Origin of the sequence: Cupriavidus basilensis (assembly GCF_008801925.2) — a bacterium.
Classification (GTDB): domain Bacteria; phylum Pseudomonadota; class Gammaproteobacteria; order Burkholderiales; family Burkholderiaceae; genus Cupriavidus; species Cupriavidus basilensis.
In genome coordinates this window covers 2,345,772-2,360,541 of record NZ_CP062804.1, presented here as the reverse complement: position 1 = coordinate 2,360,541, position 14,770 = coordinate 2,345,772, and the positions used below count along the sequence as shown (strand labels likewise).

Annotated in this window: 15 protein-coding genes; 5 read left to right on the top strand and 10 right to left on the bottom strand. The window is 65.7% G+C overall.

Annotated features, from left to right (window positions below; genetic code table 11):
* Positions 1-117 precede the first annotated feature (117 nt).
* The 4 genes from F7R26_RS31440 (at position 118) to F7R26_RS31425 (ending at position 3,472) form a co-directional block, all read left to right on the top strand.
* The gene (locus tag F7R26_RS31440; RefSeq protein ID WP_150986092.1) at positions 118-879 is read left to right on the top strand and encodes a MipA/OmpV family protein; all 762 of its coding nucleotides are present in this window, start codon (positions 118-120) and stop codon (positions 877-879) included.
* Between the two features lie 54 nt (positions 880-933).
* On the top strand, positions 934-1,674 hold the full coding sequence (locus F7R26_RS31435) for a polysaccharide deacetylase family protein (protein ID WP_150986093.1): 741 nt from the start codon (positions 934-936) through the stop codon (positions 1,672-1,674).
* On the top strand, positions 1,671-2,867 hold the full coding sequence (locus F7R26_RS31430; protein WP_150986094.1) for a glycosyltransferase family 4 protein: 1,197 nt from the start codon (positions 1,671-1,673) through the stop codon (positions 2,865-2,867). The genes F7R26_RS31435 and F7R26_RS31430 overlap by 4 nt, the downstream gene beginning before the upstream one ends.
* A gap of 74 nt (positions 2,868-2,941) precedes the next feature.
* Positions 2,942-3,472, top strand: coding sequence for a MarR family winged helix-turn-helix transcriptional regulator (locus tag F7R26_RS31425; protein WP_150986095.1), 531 nt, complete (start codon positions 2,942-2,944; stop codon positions 3,470-3,472).
* 43 nt (positions 3,473-3,515) lie between these two features.
* Here F7R26_RS31425 and F7R26_RS31420 read toward each other — a convergent pair whose 3' ends face one another.
* The 10 genes from F7R26_RS31420 to F7R26_RS31375 form a co-directional block, all read right to left on the bottom strand.
* Positions 3,516-4,031 (bottom strand): aromatic-ring-hydroxylating dioxygenase subunit beta, encoded by a 516-nt coding sequence (locus F7R26_RS31420; RefSeq protein ID WP_170301875.1) that lies wholly within the window; start codon positions 4,029-4,031, stop codon positions 3,516-3,518.
* A 38-nt stretch (positions 4,032-4,069) separates the two neighbouring features.
* Positions 4,070-5,359 carry an aromatic ring-hydroxylating dioxygenase subunit alpha gene (locus tag F7R26_RS31415; RefSeq protein WP_150986096.1) on the bottom strand — a complete coding sequence of 430 codons (1,290 nt, stop codon included), beginning with the start codon at positions 5,357-5,359 and terminating at the stop codon, positions 4,070-4,072.
* Between the two features lie 14 nt (positions 5,360-5,373).
* Complete coding sequence (locus F7R26_RS31410; RefSeq protein WP_150986097.1) at positions 5,374-6,660, bottom strand: NAD(P)/FAD-dependent oxidoreductase; 1,287 nt, start codon at positions 6,658-6,660, stop codon at positions 5,374-5,376.
* A 9-nt stretch (positions 6,661-6,669) separates the two neighbouring features.
* Positions 6,670-6,987, bottom strand: coding sequence for a non-heme iron oxygenase ferredoxin subunit (locus F7R26_RS31405; RefSeq protein ID WP_150986098.1), 318 nt, complete (start codon positions 6,985-6,987; stop codon positions 6,670-6,672).
* A gap of 74 nt (positions 6,988-7,061) precedes the next feature.
* Positions 7,062-8,129: a branched-chain amino acid ABC transporter permease gene (locus tag F7R26_RS31400; protein ID WP_150986099.1), complete on the bottom strand. Its 1,068-nt coding sequence runs from the start codon at positions 8,127-8,129 to the stop codon at positions 7,062-7,064.
* Complete coding sequence (locus F7R26_RS31395) at positions 8,129-9,013, bottom strand: branched-chain amino acid ABC transporter permease (RefSeq protein ID WP_150986100.1); 885 nt, start codon at positions 9,011-9,013, stop codon at positions 8,129-8,131. The genes F7R26_RS31400 and F7R26_RS31395 overlap by 1 nt, the downstream gene beginning before the upstream one ends.
* A gap of 12 nt (positions 9,014-9,025) precedes the next feature.
* Positions 9,026-9,757: an ABC transporter ATP-binding protein gene (locus F7R26_RS31390; protein ID WP_150986199.1), complete on the bottom strand. Its 732-nt coding sequence runs from the start codon at positions 9,755-9,757 to the stop codon at positions 9,026-9,028.
* Positions 9,757-10,533, bottom strand: coding sequence for an ABC transporter ATP-binding protein (locus tag F7R26_RS31385; RefSeq protein WP_150986101.1), 777 nt, complete (start codon positions 10,531-10,533; stop codon positions 9,757-9,759). Before F7R26_RS31385 ends, F7R26_RS31390 begins: the two co-directional genes overlap by 1 nt.
* A 46-nt stretch (positions 10,534-10,579) precedes the next feature.
* A complete protein-coding gene (locus F7R26_RS31380; protein ID WP_241754601.1) occupies positions 10,580-11,794 on the bottom strand; it encodes an ABC transporter substrate-binding protein in 1,215 nt (404 codons plus the stop codon).
* Between the two features lie 165 nt (positions 11,795-11,959).
* Positions 11,960-13,564: an MFS transporter gene (locus F7R26_RS31375; protein WP_150986102.1), complete on the bottom strand. Its 1,605-nt coding sequence runs from the start codon at positions 13,562-13,564 to the stop codon at positions 11,960-11,962.
* A gap of 223 nt (positions 13,565-13,787) precedes the next feature.
* Here F7R26_RS31375 and F7R26_RS31370 point away from each other — a divergent pair, with 223 nt between their 5' ends.
* Positions 13,788-14,750 carry an amidohydrolase family protein gene (locus F7R26_RS31370; protein ID WP_150986103.1) on the top strand — a complete coding sequence of 321 codons (963 nt, stop codon included), beginning with the start codon at positions 13,788-13,790 and terminating at the stop codon, positions 14,748-14,750.
* The last annotated feature ends 20 nt before the right edge of the window (positions 14,751-14,770 follow it).

The following is a 14,770-nucleotide window of genomic DNA, read 5'->3' as shown; positions in this document are numbered from 1 at the left end:
ACGCACAGTTTCGCGTCACTTTCCAACAGACGCCGATAGGCCCTGTCCCTAGACTCTGGGGCTTGATCCAAGGGGGCTTAGGTGAATCGCATGTTGAGAAGAAAGTTGGAAAGATCGATGTGGGCCGGCGCTTTCCTGGCCAGCGGCCTTGGCGGTGCCGGCGCGCATGCCGATAACGTCTACACGGTCGGACTGGGCCTGGGCGCCGCGCCGCGCTATGAGGGTAGCAACGAGTACAGGCTGATCGGCGGCCCGCTGTTCAGCGCGGAGTTCGGCAATGGCTTCTTCATCAGTCCGCTGCGCGGCGGCGCCGGCTACGGCCACACGTTCTCCAACGGCATGTTTGCGTCGCTTGGCCTCGACTACGACCTGGGACGCACCGATAGCAAACGCTTCGACCTGCCGGGCTCCGATCACCTGAGGGGCATGGGGCGGATCCCGGGATCCCTGGTGGGGGCGTTGCAGGTCGGCATGCCGGTGTATGGCGGCGCGGTGCTCAGCGTGACGCTCGACGCGCCGATGACCAACCGCGACCGTGGCCTGAGCGGCCATCTCGACCTGTCCGTGCCCGTGTACAAGGCCGGCAAGCACCTCATCAGCGTCAGCCCCAGCCTGCATTTCGGCTCGCGCAAATACACCCAGACCTTCTACGGCGTGACCGATGCGCAAGCCGCGAACAGCCAGTTCCGCGCCTACACCACCAAGGCCGGATTCGACCGCGCCAGCGTGGCCGTGTCCTGGGAATACGCGATATCGCCTTCCTGGTCGGTAAACAGCACGGTGGCCGTGACCCGCTTGCTGGGTGACAGCGCCAACAGCCCGATCGTGCAGTCGAAACAGTCGTTCGTTGGCCTGACGGCGCTCAAGTACCGCTTCTAGCCGCAACGGCGGCGCAACGCCGTTCTGCTTTGCTCTTGTTCGCCGAGGGAAGACATGACACCGCGAATCCCCATCCTGATGTACCACCAGATCGATGCGCCGCCGCCGAGCGGCACGCCAATGCGCAGCCTTGTGGTGGCCGCGCGCGATTTCTCCTGGCAAATGCGCCTGCTACGGCTGATGGGATATCGCGGCCTGGCCTTGCGCGACCTGCTGCCTTACCTGCGCGGCGAGAAGGCTGGGAAGGTAGTGGGCATCACGCTGGACGACGGCTACCGGAACAACCTGGAGCATGCGCTGCCAGTGCTGCAGCGTTGCGGGTTCAGCGCAACCTGCTATGCGGTCAGCAGCCTGGTCGGCAGGACCAATGCCTGGGACGCGGCCATTGGCGTGCCAGAGAAGCCGCTGATGACCGTGCAGGAACTGCGCGCGTGGACCCGTGCAGGCATGGAGGTCGGTGCGCATACGCGCACCCATGTGGACCTGACCCGGATGGACGGCATTGCCGCGCTGGACCAGATCGCGGGCAGCAAGCTCGCGTTGCAAGATGCGCTCGGCGTGCCGGTCCGGCACTTCTGCTACCCCTATGGCGAGTTCAATCAGCCAGTCGCCGACCTGGTGCGCGAAGCCGGCTACCACAGTGCCGTGACCACGCAGCGCGGCCGCGCTGCCATCGGCGGCAACCTGTTCGGCCTGCCGCGCGTGCTGGTCGCGCGGACCTCGCACCTCGGGCAATTTTTGCTGAAGCTGGCGACAGCCTATGAAGATCGCCGTGGCGTGGAGGTGGTGTCATGATGCACGCTGACCGAGACGTCGTGCTGTCCGCCGGCCAGTTGCGGGTGCTGGTGCTGAACTCCCGGCTGGATGGCGGCGGCATCGATTCGCACACGCTGTCGCTGTGCCGGGCCCTGCGGCTGCAGGATTGCGTGGTGAGCCTGGCCGCGCCGGCGCGCGCACGCTGGATCGACGCGGCGCAAGCCATGGCCGGCATCCAGGTGCTGGCGCTGGATGCCGGGCGGGCGGTCTGGCCGCTGGTGCTGTCACGCTATATCCGCGAGCAGCGCATCGATGTCATCCACGCGCATCACGGGCGCGATTACTGGGTGGCGATCGCGGCCTGGATGCTGTCTGGCCGGACTGCATCGGTGGTGGTGACGCGTCACCTGATGACCCAGCTCAAGGAGCGCACGCGCCGCTACCTGGCGGCGTTCTCCAACGTGATCGCGGTGTCCGATGCGGTGCAGGAGTCGCTGCGCCGGGTTGATCCGGAGCGCGCCTTGCGGCTGCGGCGGATCTACTGCGGGATCGACACCGAGCGCTTTCGCCGCATTGCCATGCGCGGCTATCGCGTGCGCGAGGCCCTGGGGCTGCCGCAGGACGCGTGGGTCTACGCGATGATCGGTGGGGCGCAACGGCCTGACGGCAAGGGGCAGTTCTACTTCGTCAATGCCGCCGCGCAGGTGCGGGCGCGGCACCCGCATGCGCATTTCCTTTGCGTCGGCGAAGGCGACCTGATCCCGCAGTTGCGCCAAGAGGCGCAGGCGCTGGGCCTGGCTGGGCACATCCACTTCCTGCCGTTCGAGCATGATGTGGCGTCGCTGTTGCAGGCGATCGATGTGCTGGTGCATCCGGCCGTGGGCAGCGAGGCGCTCGGGCTGGTGATACTGGAGGCGCTGAGCTGCGGCAAGCCAGTCATTGCCACCGCGCTGGACGGGATACCCGAGACCTTTCTCGATGGTGCCCACGGCGTGCTGGTGCCGCCGCGCAACGCGCATGCCCTGGCGCAGGCCATGTGCCAGCTGGCGGCGGACCCCGGGCGCGCGGCCCGCATGGGGTGGCGCGGGCGCGGCTGGGTGGAGGTGAACTTCTCGCTGGCCTCGCTCGGGCGCGAAACCGTGCAGTTGTACCGGGACTGCGTGACGGCGGCGCGGCATCGGGACCGGGCGCGCATCGCGCAAAGCGGGCAGGCCGCTTCGGAGCGGACCTGAAACGGTGCGTTTTGGCACCAGGGTGGGGACAGTCGTCTATACTTGTCAGCATGCTAACAAGTTTGGTGAGTTGAATGTCCTCTGCAAAACGTCAAACGACGCGCTCCGCTCCTCCGGCCGAGGATCCGGCGCCGTCCGAAGCGGACCCGGCCAAGGCGCTTCTGTGGGCGCGGCCCGGTTTCCTGGTGCGTCGCCTGCACCAGATCCACGTGGCCATGTTTTTCGAGGAATGCAAGTCTCCCAGCATCACGCCGGTGCAGTACGCCATCCTGACGGTATTGTCCGTGTTGCCCGGGCTGGACCAGACCGCGCTGGGGCAGGAAGTCGGCTTTGACCGCACCACCACCGCCGACGTGGTGCGCCGCCTGGAAGAACGTGGCCTGGTCGAGCGCAAGGACAATCCGGCCGACCGCCGCACGCGCCACGTGCACCTGACCAAGGAAGGGCAGACCGTGGTGGCGTCGCTGCGCGCCGACATGGAACGCGCGCAGGAGCGCATGCTGGCGCCGTTGCGCCCGGCGCAGCGCAAGGTGTTCATGGACCTGCTGTCCACGCTGGTCGAGGCTAACAACGACTATAGCCGCACCGTGTTGCGCATCATGTAGCGACAGCGCGCCGGCATGGCGCCGGCGCCTGGACTACACTCGCTCAGACCGGATACACCAGGTCGTTGGCGATGATGGTGGTGTCGTACACGACCTGGCGCTCGGCCAGCAGCAGCTTGCCCTCGACGCGGGCGAAGCGGTCGTGATACGTGCCCGCCATGTGGATGGTGGTGGGGCCTTCGACCAGCGTTTGCAGCAGCAGGAAGCTGGCCTGGGCCTGGATCTCGCCAGATTCGCCTTCATCGGTGACGCGCGTATTGGTGACGAGATGCAGCATATAGCGCGGCGCGAACATCTGGGTGCGCGCAATCGCCACCGCCCGGTCGTGCATCATGCCGCGGCCTTCTGCATAGACGAGCCCCACCGGCAACCCGAGTTCCACGTTCTCCCGCGCGGTGACGCGGTAGATGCAATCCTCGGTAAAGAACTCGGGCCACGTTTCCACCATGCCGGCATCGAGCACGGCGCAGTATTCGCTGTGGAAGGCGTCGATCTCCATGCGCAGCGCTTGCGCGCGCGCGGGGGCCAGCTGGCAGGGGCGAAAGAGGCTATGCGCCATCGGTGTCATGGTTGGGGTGATTGTCGGTGTCATGCTGTTCAGAACCCCATCACGCTGCGGTAGTACTGGTACATGGCGCGGATCGCGGACTCCGAGATCAGCGAGTTGGCGGTGCCGACGTGTCCGGGATCGAGCTTCAGCACATTGCGGTCGGTGCTGGAGCGGCGCACGCCTTCCTGCACGAACTTCATCGCCTCGTTGTCTTCCAGGCCAAGGAAGCCGGCCGGGCCCATCAGGTTGCCCTGGCGCAGGCGGTGGCGCGTCATCTCCTCGGTGTCGTCCTCATAGCCGAACATGGTCCACTGCATCAGCATGCTGTCCGGGCCGTTGGGCACGATCTGGCGCACGCCCAGCGTGTTCATCTCGCGCTGCACGATCAGGTTCGGCCAGATGGTCTGCATGGTGACGGACCACGGCGAATCGAACTCCTTGATGTACTCCAGGAAGCGGTCGTCCTGCAGGCGCATGCCTTCGTGGTAGGAGCGCATCTCCTTCTTGTTCTCGTCGCTCACCGCCGCGTACTTGTCTTCTTTCTTGGCCGAGGCCATGGTGCCGTGGCGGCCGTGCACCGGGTCGGCGATCATGGCGGAGTCGTTGCCGGCGACCAGCAGGCCGAACACCACCAGGAAGGAGTGCAGCAGCGTGGCGTGGTACGGGTCCTTCAGGTTCTCGTGGTACATCTTCCAGTTGCAGGGCAACTCGTTCTTGTAGTACCCGAGGACCTTGAGCGGCTTGCCGTTGAACACCACATCGAAATCCTTGAGGATTTCCGGCGTCATATACACGTCCAGCGGTTCCATGTCGTTGGCGTACGAGGCGAAGATCACCCCGTTGCGCGTGGCCACGTTCAGCTTCACCAGGCCATGGTCTTCATTGCGGAAGTCCTTGGGCATGCCGCCTGCACGATTCACGCCGCGCTTGAACGGCACGCCCTGCAGGTTGCCCTTCAGGTCGTAGGACCACTGGTGATACGGGCAGACGAACTCCTTGGCGTTGCCCTGGCCATGCCGGCAGAACTCCGCGCCGCGGTGCGCGCAGCGGTTCTCGAAGACATTGACGGAGCCGTCTTCAGCGCGCGCCACGACGACGGGCGTCGGCCCGACGTAAGAGCGCTTGAAGTCGCCCGAGTTGGGAATCTCGGCCTCCAGCGCGACGAAATTCCACGAGCGGCCGCGGAAGATCTTCTCCAGTTCCAGGTCGTACACGGCATTGCTGGTGTACACCCAGTCAGGGATGAAATGCAGGGCGTCTTCCGGCCACTGGCAGGCGGCCAGTTCGGCATCCTTGGCGCGCGGCGTGCGGTTGATGACCGCATGGGTCTGGTACATGTTTCGTTCCTCGTTCAGGATTGGGTTTCGCTCGCGCGCACGGCGGCGGCTTCGCGCGCCGCCTGCTTCAAGGGCAGGGCGGTGTCGCACAGCAAGCCGATATCGCAGGCGGTGCCTTGTTCGATCAGGTTGCGAAGCTGGCGCAGGTCGCCGCCCGCGTTGACGGCAATGGCGTGGCGCAGTTGCGCGCCGGCCATGCCAAGCAGCAGGAATCTGGGGGGCGTGCCGGCGTCGGGGGCTTCTGTGCTGCCGCGCAGCGCGTAGCGCAGGGTGGGATCCATGGCGCCCAGCATCTGGATATTGCAGCCGAGCTGGTCGGTCCAGAACCAGGGCAAGGCGGCCGGGGCCGTCGTCACGCCGAGCATGGCGGCCGCGGCGATGCGGGCCTGCTCATTGGCGTTCTGCCATGACTCCAGGCGCATCTCCTGGCCAAACAACGGCTGGTATTGGCTGGCGCAATCGCCGGCGGCAAACACACCCGGCGCGCTGGTGCGGCAGTGCGCGTCGACCTGGATGCCGCCGTTGCCCGGGTGCAGCGCAAGCCCGGCTGCCTCGGCCAGGCCCACATTGGGGTGCAGCCCGATGGCCACCACCACCAGCGGCGCGCGCAGGGCAGTGCCGTCGGCCAGCGTGATGGCAACTTCGTCCACAGCCGGCGGGATCGACGCGATCGCGCAGCCCAGGCGCAGGTCGATGCCGAGGCCGCGCACGCGTTGCGCCAGCCAGTCCGAGAACACGCTCGGCACGGCGCGCTGCAGCAACAGCGGTGCGGCTTCGACCACCGTCACCGCCAGCCCCATGGCGCGGGCGGTGGAAGCGGTTTCCAGTCCAAGGAAGCCGCCGCCGATCACCAGCACCGCGCGCTCGCGGCGCAGCGCGGCCCGCAAGCCGCGCGCATCGGCGAGCGAGCGCAGGTAATGCACCCGGGGCTGGCCCTCGGGCAGGGCGGCCAGGGTGCGGGCACGCCCACCGGTCGCCAGCAGGCAACGGCTGAAGGAAATCACCTGGCCATCGGTGCAATGCGCCGTGGCGCTGGCGGGATCGAGCGAGGCCACGGTGGTGGCCAGGCGCAAGTCGATGTCTCGCTCGGCATAGAAGCCGGCCGCGTGCACGCCGATGCGTTCGTCTTGCTGCTCGTCCGCCAGCACGGCCTTGGACAGCGGCGGGCGCTCATACGGCGCATGGGCCTCGCCGCCGACCATGACGATGCCGCCGTCATGGCCCAGCGCGCGCAGCGCGGCGGCGGCCGTGGCGCCAGCCTGGCCGGCGCCGATGATCAGGATGGGAGCGTCTTGTGACATGGCCGGCGCTCAGGCTGTGACCATGACATCGACCAGGACATCACTGTCCACGATCTTGACCGGGTAGACCTTGATGCCCTGGGTGGCGGGCGCGCACATGGCTTGCCCGGTGCGGATATCGAAGCGCGCCTGGTGCAGCGGGCATTCGATGCAGCCATCCTCCAGGTAGCCGTCGGACAGCAGCGCGTACTGGTGCGTGCAGACGTTGTCGGTGACGAAGTACTCCCCTTCGCTGCGGTACAAGGCCAGCTGCGCGTCGCCAAGCGTGAGCGGCATCACTTCATCGTCCTGAAGCTGGCCGGTGGTGGCGATCTTGGTCCAAGCCATGATGCATCTCCTTTTATCAGTATGCTGAGTATTAATGATCAGTGTACTGATTTAAATTGCCGACTGAATCAGCGTTAACCCTTGAGCGTCGCCGAGGTGGCCGCAGTGGCGCAGTGGCCGTGCAAGGGCGCGGCGGCGCTGGCCGGGGCAGGGCGCGCCAGCGCGGCCCGGCGCTCCAGCAGCGCTTGCACCTCGCCCATGATGCCGCGGCGAAAGGTGAGCACGCAGACCACGAAGATCAGGCCTGTGACCATGCTGACCGACTCGCCCAGCGTATTGAACCAGTCCACCCCCGTCATCGCGGCCAGGCTGCTGCCGGCATCGCCGAGCTTGTTCTCGACCGCGACGATCACCAGCGCGCCCAGGATCGGCCCGGACAAGGTGCCCATGCCGCCCACCAGCGTCATCAGGATGACGGATCCGGACATGGCCCAGTGCACGTCGGTCAGCGTGGCAAAGCCGAGCACCAGCGTCTTCAAGGCGCCTGCCAGTCCCGCCAGCGCGGACGACAGCACAAAGGCCAGCAGCTTGAACCTGTCCGTGTCGTAGCCCAGCGAGATGGCGCGCGGCTCGTTCTCCTTGATGGCCCGCAGCACCTGACCGAAAGGCGAGTTCACCACCCGCGCGATCAGCAGCAGTGCGGCGCCGACCACGATGGACACCACGTAGTACATCGTCAGGTCGCCCTCCAGCGAGAGCAGCCCGAACAGGCTGCCGCGCGGCACCGCCTGCAAGCCGTCCTCGCCGCCCGTCACCGGGGCCTGCAGGCAGAAGAAGTAGAACATCTGCGCCAGCGCCAGCGTCACCATCGCAAAGTAGATGCCCTGGCGCCGGATCGCCAGCGCGCCAAAGGCCAGGCCGAGCAGCGCGCCGAACGCCGTGCCGGCCAGCAGGCCGAGCTCCGGCGTGGCGTGCAGGGATTTCATCACGTAGCCGCAGGCATAGGCCGCGCCGCCAAAGAACGCGGCATGGCCGAACGACAGCAGCCCGGTAAAGCCCAGCAGCAGGTTGAAGGCGCAGGCAAACAAGGCAAAGCACATCAGCTTCATGGCCAGCACCGGGTAGGCGCCGAGGAAGGGCGCCAGCGCGACGGCCGCCATCAGCAAGGCGCCAGTCAGTCTTGCGCGAGAGTCAAAGGTCATTATTTTTCCTTTCCGAACAGGCCGGCGGGGCGCACCATCAGCACGCACACCATGGCCACGAAGACGACGGTTGCCGAGGCTTCCGGGTAGAACACCTTGGTCATGCCTTCGAACACGCCCAGGCCCAGCCCGGTGAAGATGGAACCGAGGATCGAGCCCATGCCGCCGATCACCACCACGGCGAACACGGTGATGATCAGGTTCTGGCCCATCAGGGGCGAGATCTGCATCACGGGCGCGGCCAGCACGCCGGCAAAGGCGGCCAGCCCCACGCCGAAGGCGTAGGTCAGCGTGACCAGCAACGGCACGTTGATGCCGAATGCTTCCACCATGCGCGGGTTCTCCGTGCCGGCGCGCAGGTAGGCGCCAAGCCGCGTCTTCTCGATCACGTACCAGGTGGCGAAGCACACCACCAGCGAGGCCGCCACCACCCAGGCGCGGTAGTTGGGCAGCACCATGAAGCCCACGCTGGTGGCGCCGGTCAGCGCCTCGGGCGTGGCGTAGGACAGGCCGGAGACGCCATACGCCGAGCGCAGCAGCCCCTCGATCAGCAGGCAGATGCCTAGCGTCAGCAGCAGGCCATAGAGGTGATCGAAGCGATAGAGCCGGCGCAGCATGGTGCGCTCCAGCACCACGCCCAGCACGCCGGTGACGAGCGGGGCGAGAAGCAGCATCAGCCAGTAGCTCAGCCCCAGGTAGGCCAGGCCCATCCAGGCCAGCACGGCGCCCAGCATGAACAGGGCGCCGTGGGCAAAGTTGATGACATTGAGCAGGCCAAAGATGACTGCCAGCCCCAGGCTCAGGATGGCGTAGAACGAGCCGTTGACGAGTCCGAGCAGCAACTGGCTCAGCAGGGCGGGCATGGGTATGCCAAAAAATTCCATGACGATGGTTCCTTACACGCCAAGCAGGGCGTTCAGCGTGGGCATCTTGCGCGCGAGCGCGCTGGCATCGAAGCACTCCACCATGCGGCCGTGCTCCATCACGTAGAAGCGGTCGGCGAGTGGCGCGGCGAAGCGGAAGTTCTGCTCCACCATGACGATGGTGTAGCCGCGTTTCTTGAGCGTGGTGATCATTCTGGCGAGGGTCTGGACGATGACGGGGGCCAGGCCTTCGGAGATTTCATCGAGCAGCAGCACGCTCGCGCGGGTGCGCAGGATGCGGGCGACGGCCAGCATCTGCTGCTCGCCGCCCGACATGCGCGTGCCCTGGCTCTTGCGGCGTTCCCACAGGTTGGGGAACATCGCGTAGATCTCGTCCAGCGGCATCGGCTCGCGGCCTGACGTTGCAGCGTCAGGCTTGAACACCGGTGGCAGCATCAGGTTTTCCTCGCACGACAGGCTGGAGAAGATCGCGCGTTCCTCCGGGCAATAGCCCAGGCCCAGCGGCGCGATGCGGTGCGTCTTCATGCCGATGGTCTCGGCGCCGTTGACGCGGATCGAGCCCTTGCGGGCGCCGACCAGCCCCATGATGGCGCGCATGGTGGTGGTGCGGCCCGCGCCGTTGCGGCCCAGCACGGTGACGACCTCGCCCGGGTTGACGCTCAGGTCCACGCCGTGAAGGATGTGGGATTCGCCGTACCAGGCGTGCAGGTCCTGGATCTGCAGGGCGGGGGTGGGCTGGCTCATCATGCGGCCTCCGTCAGGGCGGCATCGGCCGTGCCCATGTACGCTTCCATCACTTGCGGGTTGCGCGTCATTTCCTCGTATGGTCCCTCCGCCAGGATGGCGCCGCGCTGGAGCACGGTGATGCGCTCGGCGATGGACGACACCACGCTCATATTGTGTTCCACCATCAGCACGGTGCGTCCCGCGGAAACCTGCTTGATCAGGGCGGTCACCACCTCCACATCCTCGTGCCCCATGCCTTGCGTGGGCTCGTCGAGCAGCATCAGCTCGGGGTCCATGGCCAGCGTGGTGGCGATCTCCAGCGCACGCTTGCGGCCATAGGCCAGCTCGGCGGTCGGCAGGTCGGCAAAGCCCTCAAGGCCGACGGCCTTGAGCAGCGCGAGCGCGCGGTCGTTGAGTTCGTCCAGCGAGCGCTTGCTCTTCCAGAAGTGATAAGCGGTGCCGAGCTTGCGCTGCAGCGCCACCCGCACGTTCTCCATCACGGTGAGCTGGGGGAACACCGCCGAGATCTGGAAGGACCGGATCACGCCCTTGCGGGCGATCTGGGCGGGGCGCTCCCGCGTGATGTCCTCGCCATTGAACAGGATGGTCCCGGCGGAGGGCGCATGGAACTTCGTCAGCAGGTTGAAGCACGTGGTCTTGCCGGCGCCGTTGGGCCCGATCAGGGCGTGGATGGCGCCGCGCCGAACGCGCAGGTCGACCTTGCTGACGGCGGTGAAGCCCTTGAACTCCTTGGTGAGGCCCCGGGTTTCAAGGATGACGTCAGCCTGGCTCATGCGTGCTCCGCTGTTTGGTCTTGGCAGGTTGGTTCTGCATCGCGGCTCACTTCTTCACCAGTGCGCATTCGCTGGCGGACAGCGGGCGGAATGCCGAGTCGCCGGGGATGGTGCCGATGTACTTGACCAGGTCCCACGGGCCCTTCGACTCCGCCGGCGTCTTGGCCTGCGCCAGGTACATGTCATGCACCATGCGGCCATCCACGCGCACCTTGCCGGCATGCACGAAGTCGTCGTTGACCGCGAGGGCGCGCATCTTTTCCGCCACCGCCGGGCCATCCACCGTCCTGGCCGCCTCAACCGCCTTCAGGTAGTGCAGCACACCGGAATACACGCCGATCTGCCCGTGCGTCGGGTAAGCCTTGTGCTTGGTGTAGAAGCGCTCGACGAAGGCCTTTGACCTGGCGTCGAGGTCGAGCTTGAACGGGTCCACATAGGTCAGCCCCTGCGCCACGCTGGGGCCCAGGCTCTTCAGGTCGGTGATGAAGGTCGACGGCGTGATCACGGTCTGTCCGCCCTTGATCAGGCCGAATTCGCCCGCGGCCTTGACGCCGTTGATCATGTCGTTGCCGGCGTTGGCCAGCACCACCACCTTGGCCTTGGACACAGAGGCAGCCACGATGGGGCTGCTGAAGTCGCTGGCGTTAAGCGGATGCTTGGTGCTGCCCACGTTCTTGCCGCCGCTGGCCTCCACCTCCTTGCGGAAGTCCGATTCCAGCGACTGGCCCAGCGCGTAGTCCACGGTGATGTAGTACCAGCTGTTCTTGCCGTCGGCGATCAGCCGCTTGACCAGCGGCGCCGACACCGAATATGTATCCCAGCCCCAGTGAAAGCCGGTGGGCGAGCAGTTCTGGTTGGTCAGCGCCATGGCGCCGCCGGTGGAGACGATATTGATCTTCTGCTTTTGCCTGGCGATTTCCTGCACCGCCAGCGCGGTGGAGGAGTTGGGGAAATCGATCACCATGTCCACGCCATCGGTGTCGAACCAGCGGCGCGCCAGCGACGAGGCGATGTCCGCTTTGTTCTGGTGGTCGCCAGAGAGCACCGTGACCGGTTTGCCGAGCGCCTTGCCGCCGAACTCTTCCACGGCCATCTGCGCCGCGAGCACCGAGCCGCGGCCCGAAAGATCGGCGTAGGAGCCGGACATATCGGTAATCACGCCAACCTTGACGCCGTTGGCGTCCGCCAGCGCGGCGGTGCTGCATAACAGGGCGATCAGGGCGGGAATCGAGGTGCGGCGTGCGTTGTGAAGAGACTTCATGGGGGCGCTCCAGACAGGGTGAATGGGGTTCAGGAACCGGGGGGGAACAGGATGGCTTCGTCTTGGTGCAGCGATCAGTATGCTGAATATTAAATGCAGTGTACTGAGCAAATTTTGCGCCAGAGGACGAAGCCGGGCTACAGGGCTACAGAGGGCACGGCGGGATCAGGTGTCAAGGTTGCGGCCACGGGTCTCGGGCACGAACACCATGCCGACGACAAAGGCGATGGCGGCGATCGAGACCGGATACCAGAGGCCAAAGTACACATTGCCGCTGGACACGTTCATCGCCGTCACGACGAACGACAGCATGCCGCCGACCCAGCCCGCACCCAGGTGGAAGGGCAGGGACAGCGACGTGTAGCGGATGCGCGCCGGGAACAGCTCGACCATGAATGCCGCCAGCGGGCCGTACACCATGGCGAGCAAGAGAATGGGGATCAGCAACATCAGGAACAGCATCGGGCGGTTGATGGCGGCCGGGTCCGCGTGCTCCGGCCAGCCGGCGGCCACCAGCGCCTGCTTGATCGCCGCTTTGTCAAAGCCCTGCAGCGTGGTGTCGCCGATGCGCAGATCGGGTTGCGCGCTGGCATCGATCTGCGTGAATTCGTAGCCGACGCCAAGATCCGTCAGGTAGCCCTTGACCTTGTCGCACGCCGACACCGGCTCGGCAAACAGGCGGAAGTGGCAGTCGCCGGCGCGCAGCTGCACCGTGTTGCGCTGCTGGAACTGCTCCAGCGCCGGGTTGGCGTAGTGCGTCAGCGCCCTGAAGATGGGCTGGGTGGCCAGCGCCGCCAGCAGGCAGGCGGCCATCATGATGTGCTTGCGCCCGATCCGGTCCGACAGCCAGCCGAAGAACAGGTAGCAGGGCGTGGCGATCACCAGCGCGATGCCGATCAGCAGGTGAACCAGCTCCAGCGGCACGTGCAGCGTCTTGTTGACGAAGAACATCGTGTAGAAATGACCGGTGCCGAAGATGGCGCCGAGCCCGGATGCCACCACGAACAGCAGCAGCACGTACTTCAGGTTGGCCCAGTTCGTGAAGCTGTCCAGGATGGGGGATTTCGACGTGGCATTGCCGGCTTTCATGCGCGCGAAGATCGGCGACTCATGCAGCTTGCCGCGGATGTAGACCGACACCACCAGCATCAGGAACGAGACCAGGAACGGCAAGCGCCAGCCCCATTCGCGGAACTGCGCCTCGGTGAGCAATGTCTTGAGCAGGTATACGACCAGCAGCGACGAGAGCAGGCCGAGCGTGGCCGTGGTCTGCAGGGAGCTGGTGTATAGCCCGCGTTTTTCCACCGGAGAATGCTCGGCGACGTAGGTCACCGCGCCACCCACTTCACCGCCCAGCGCCAGCCCCTGCAGCAGGCGCAGCACCACCAGCAGGATGGTGGCGGTGATGCCGATCTGGCCATAGGTGGGTAACAATCCGACGCCCACCGTGGCGATCCCCATGAGCAGGATCGTCACCAGGAAGGTGTGCTTCCGGCCGATCTTGTCGCCCAGCCGGCCGAACAGCAACGCCCCCACCGGGCGCACCAGGAAGCCCGCGCCGAAGGTGGCAAGGCTGGCGAGGAAAGCCGTGGTCTCGTTGCCGGGCGGGAAGAACAATGCACCAAAGTAGACCGCCAGCGCCGCGTAGATATAAAAGTCGTACCACTCCATCAGCGCCCCGAAAGACGACGCGAGGATCACCTTGCGTTCTTCCCTTGTCATGCCCTGCTTGCGCACGGCGGCACCGTCATTGGCCAGGCTGATCGTCATGGTCGTTTCTCTCCGGGGGGGCAGGTCAGCCTGCCCGTGTGTGTTCTCCACACTGTCAGCATGCTGAGTAATTTCAATCAGTGTACTGAGCAGAATTTGTCAGTGTTATGGGGGTTAACCCTTTTGGCTCCGGCTAGACATTCCCCAACCTCGTTGCTATATTAAAAATGCTCAGCATACTGATCAATTAGCAAGCCCCCACCCAAACAGGAGTCGCCACAGCATGACGAGAATTCGGAAGATCGCCCTGGAAGAGCACTTCATGGCCACCGGTTTCCAGGCCTATTCGAAGGGATACCTCCAGCATATCGACGCAGCGGTCATGGCCGATCTCGCCAGGCGCCTGGCGGATTTCGACGACATCCGCATTGGCGAGATGGACCGTGCCGGCATCGATCTCACCATCCTGTCGCAGACCGGCCCGGGCGTGCAGGGCGAGACGGATCGCGTTGCCGCCATTGGCCGTGCCCGCGAGAACAACGACTTCCTGGCGGCGCAGGTGGCGCGCCACCCCACGCGCTTCGCTGGCTTTGCCGCGCTGCCGATGCATGACCCCGTCACGGCCGCGGACGAGTTGGAGCGCGCCGTGAAGCAGCTTGGCTTCAAGGGCTCGCTGGTCAACGGCCACACGCAGGGCGTGTATTACGACGATCCTTCCTATGACGCGTTCTGGGAGCGCATGCAAGCGCTGGATGTGCCCATGTACCTGCATCCGACCGATGCCTTTGTCGCGCCGCATATGTATTCGGGCCATCCCGAAATCAGCGGCGCGGCCTGGGGCTGGGGCGTGGAGACGGCCAGCCACGCGCTGCGTCTGGTGTTCGGCGGCGTGTTCGACCGCTTCCCCCGGCTCAAGCTCATCCTTGGCCATATGGGCGAGGGGCTGCCGTTCCAGCGCTGGCGCTTCGACAGCCGCTTTGCGGTGTACTCGCATGGCATCAAGCTGGCGAAGAAGCCGTCGGAATACATCGGCAGCAATATCGTGATCACCACGTCGGGCGTGTGCTCGCCGGCAGCGCTGAACGGCGCCATTGCCGAGATGGGCGCCGAGGCCGTGCTGTTCTCGGTCGACTATCCCTACGAATCCACGGCGATCGCGGCGGATTTTATCGAGCAGGCACCGATGGATGAGGCCACCCGCCGCCTTGTCTGCCATGGCAATGCCGAACGCATTCTCAAGCTTTGAACCCCGAAACAACGGAGCGC

Bases quoted from the DNA above. Each gene is read 5' to 3' on its own strand.
- F7R26_RS31375 (WP_150986102.1), bottom strand. From the start codon at position 13,564: ATGACGATCAGCCTGGCCAATGACGGTGCCGCCGTGCGCAAGCAGGGC.
- F7R26_RS31395 (WP_150986100.1), bottom strand. From the start codon at position 9,013: ATGGAATTTTTTGGCATACCCATGCCCGCCCTGCTGAGCCAGTTGCTG.
- F7R26_RS31390 (WP_150986199.1), bottom strand. From the start codon at position 9,757: ATGAGCCAGCCCACCCCCGCCCTGCAGATCCAGGACCTGCACGCCTGG.
- F7R26_RS31370 (WP_150986103.1), top strand. From the start codon at position 13,788: ATGACGAGAATTCGGAAGATCGCCCTGGAAGAGCACTTCATGGCCACC.
- F7R26_RS31385 (WP_150986101.1), bottom strand. From the start codon at position 10,533: ATGAGCCAGGCTGACGTCATCCTTGAAACCCGGGGCCTCACCAAGGAG.
- F7R26_RS31380 (WP_241754601.1), bottom strand. From the start codon at position 11,794: ATGAAGTCTCTTCACAACGCACGCCGCACCTCGATTCCCGCCCTGATC.
- F7R26_RS31420 (WP_170301875.1), bottom strand. From the start codon at position 4,031: ATGGCGCATAGCCTCTTTCGCCCCTGCCAGCTGGCCCCCGCGCGCGCG.
- F7R26_RS31400 (WP_150986099.1), bottom strand. From the start codon at position 8,129: ATGACCTTTGACTCTCGCGCAAGACTGACTGGCGCCTTGCTGATGGCG.
- F7R26_RS31410 (WP_150986097.1), bottom strand. From the start codon at position 6,660: ATGTCACAAGACGCTCCCATCCTGATCATCGGCGCCGGCCAGGCTGGC.
- F7R26_RS31415 (WP_150986096.1), bottom strand. From the start codon at position 5,359: ATGTACCAGACCCATGCGGTCATCAACCGCACGCCGCGCGCCAAGGAT.
- F7R26_RS31435 (WP_150986093.1), top strand. From the start codon at position 934: ATGACACCGCGAATCCCCATCCTGATGTACCACCAGATCGATGCGCCG.
- F7R26_RS31405 (WP_150986098.1), bottom strand. From the start codon at position 6,987: ATGGCTTGGACCAAGATCGCCACCACCGGCCAGCTTCAGGACGATGAA.
- F7R26_RS31425 (WP_150986095.1), top strand. From the start codon at position 2,942: ATGTCCTCTGCAAAACGTCAAACGACGCGCTCCGCTCCTCCGGCCGAG.
- F7R26_RS31430 (WP_150986094.1), top strand. From the start codon at position 1,671: ATGATGCACGCTGACCGAGACGTCGTGCTGTCCGCCGGCCAGTTGCGG.
- F7R26_RS31440 (WP_150986092.1), top strand. From the start codon at position 118: ATGTGGGCCGGCGCTTTCCTGGCCAGCGGCCTTGGCGGTGCCGGCGCG.